The sequence below is a fragment of the Shinella sp. SUS2 genome, from assembly GCF_001262505.1.
Taxonomy (GTDB): Bacteria; Pseudomonadota; Alphaproteobacteria; order Rhizobiales; family Rhizobiaceae; genus Shinella.
Map to the genome: position 1 here is coordinate 1 of NZ_KQ410816.1, position 2,309 is coordinate 2,309.

A 2,309-nucleotide genomic window follows, 5' to 3' on the forward strand; every position below is an offset into this window, starting at 1 on the left:
GAGGATCGCTCTCGCAACCCTCGATACCTGCATATTGTGAGACGGGTCACCCAGCCCCAGGCGAACATTTAGTCTAGCCTACCTAAATCGCTGGATTGATGGCATTATTTTCGGTAGGAACAGAGACATATTCTCTCGGAATTATGAGCCGGAATCTCAAACCTGAGCATGTCCGGTCTTTTGGGGGCAACTCCAAGAACATCACAGAGTTAGTGTGCCGTATTGCGTAAAAGCTCTTTCAGCAGGAGTCCGTAGAGACGATTATGGATACAAAGCTCCTCACGGCATTGCGTGAACATCGGGTGTCTTTCCACGGCACATCTTCAGAGAGCCGGTTCGGAGTTGGACGTGTAAGAGTTCCTATTGTTTTCGAACCGTTTGTGGAATTGAGAGGAGGCGCTTTCGATATTCGGCGTATTGACGCTTTTTCCTATTTGGGGGGGCGTGGCTCGCGTTACCGACATGTCGGCAGGATAGGGCGCTTTTGCTCGTTGGGACCGGGAATCGTCTGTGGGGCGCCCGAGCACGATTACAGAGGCATCACGTCTCATTCCCTTATGACAGGGCACTGGAACGCCAAATGGCCGGAGATGTTCGACGACTTCGGCATAGAAGCGAACCAAATTGCGCAAGGCAGGCAAAGCCTTGCTGCTGCGACCGAGAAAAGGCGCGCGCGCATCACGATCGGAAACGATGTCTGGATCGGTGATGGCGCCTTTCTCTCCAGAGGCGTGACCATCGGGGATGGGGCCGTGGTTGCTGCGCGTGCGACAGTCGTCAGCGACGTTCTTCCCTATACCGTGGTGGGTGGAACGCCCGCAAAGCTCATAAAGCCGCGGTTTCCATCCGAGATTGCCGACCGGCTTCTTGCGTCACGCTGGTGGGACTATGGTCTGGCTATCCTTGCTGGTACGGAATGGTCAAACATCGAGAGGTGCCTCGAGGTGATTGAGTGCAGAATAAGAGAGGGTATTGAGCCCTATCGACCTCGCAAGCTCCGAATCTATCCGGATGATTCTATTGAGTATTTCGACCGTTATACACCTGCATCAATGGATTGAGTCCTTTAACCCATCCAGGGACGTCAGGTTGGGTTGGGGATCTTGGAAAAGAGGACGACCGCCCCACTGGAATGGTTTTGGTCGTAATGAAAGCCGCGGTCATGGAAGGCCTGGAACAGATCTCGCATGCCGGCTGGCCCAAGAACACGCTGATGCAGTTCCAGATAGACCGCTCGAACACCAGCAAGATCGGAGGTGCAAAACAGGGCGCGCTCTCCACCTTCGATATCGCAGACGATGACGCTAGGACGGACCGTTCCGATGATCTTGCCGAAGCTCGTGAGTGGAACCGGGCAGGAGCGAATGGTTCCTGTTGTCTTGCGCAGCGACGAGGCCCAGAAATCCCGATGAATATGAAAATCGACCGTACCCGTATCCTCCGCGCCGAGAATTGCATTGTGCAGCTCGAACCGTTGGTCGCCGACCCCGTTATCGGCGAGTGTCCGTTGGATCATGGGGACAAGCAGCGGATTGGCTTCGAACGAAATCACCCGCTCGACGGCGGGATTCTTCAAAATCAACGCGGTCACAAAGCCGATACCAGCGCCGATCTCAAGCACAACATCGCCCGGCTGGAGGATTTTCCCGATCCTCCGGGCTTCCGGCACCTCGTACTGCCGGGTGCGGATAGCCACCATTAGCCGGGGCGACATGAAATCCGGATCGATACGCAACCGGATACCGAAATGCTCGATAAGCTCTGCCAAGAAATTGCCCTCGTGTGTCACGGGTCCAGGCGCTTTGCGCGAATATTTTCTTCGTCGCGGAAAGTAACATAACGCCCCGGCTGATAAGGGGTGATGACTCCTGAAGCGATGTGGCGCGTCAAATCGTCGAGCGTGGCTTCCAGGTTATCCCAGGAAAGATCGAGGCTGACGATGTCGTACTGCCACCAGGCGAGCGCGACAAGCTGGTCAATCGTTTCCTGCGGGAAACGATTGCGAATGAGGCGGGCTGGTACGCCACCGACGATGGAATAGGGGGCAACGTCCTTCGTCACCACGCTGCCCGCACCAATGATTGCCCCGTCGCCGATGATAACGCCGGATTTCAGTTGCACTCCTGAGCCAATCCATACGTCATTGCCGATCATGGTCTCCGGCAGATTATTGAATTGGATGCGAGGCTCCGCATCAAAAGGAGGGCGGAAAAGCGTCTGGTAGGGAAAGGGTGTCCCGGATCAGCGCCCTTGAGACAGAACTGGTTTAGTTGAGAAGAGAGGATTTTCGGCTCATCGTAGCTCTATCA

2 protein-coding genes and 1 pseudogene are annotated in these 2,309 nt (G+C 55.3%); 1 reads left to right on the forward strand and 2 read right to left on the reverse strand.

Annotated features, from left to right (window positions below; all coding sequences use genetic code 11):
- The first annotated feature begins 263 nt into the window (after positions 1-263).
- Positions 264-1,061 carry an LbetaH domain-containing protein gene (locus AKG11_RS33395; protein WP_050747140.1) on the forward strand — a complete coding sequence of 266 codons (798 nt, stop codon included), beginning with the start codon at positions 264-266 and terminating at the stop codon, positions 1,059-1,061.
- A 23-nt stretch (positions 1,062-1,084) separates the two neighbouring features.
- Here AKG11_RS33395 and AKG11_RS33400 read toward each other — a convergent pair whose 3' ends face one another.
- Together AKG11_RS33400 and AKG11_RS35810 are read right to left on the reverse strand one after the other, a co-directional pair.
- Complete coding sequence (locus AKG11_RS33400; protein WP_156334239.1) at positions 1,085-1,768, reverse strand: FkbM family methyltransferase; 684 nt, start codon at positions 1,766-1,768, stop codon at positions 1,085-1,087.
- A gap of 170 nt (positions 1,769-1,938) precedes the next feature.
- Positions 1,939-2,160 (reverse strand): annotated as a pseudogene (locus tag AKG11_RS35810) (CatB-related O-acetyltransferase); the annotation flags it as partial.
- Positions 2,161-2,309 lie beyond the last annotated feature (149 nt).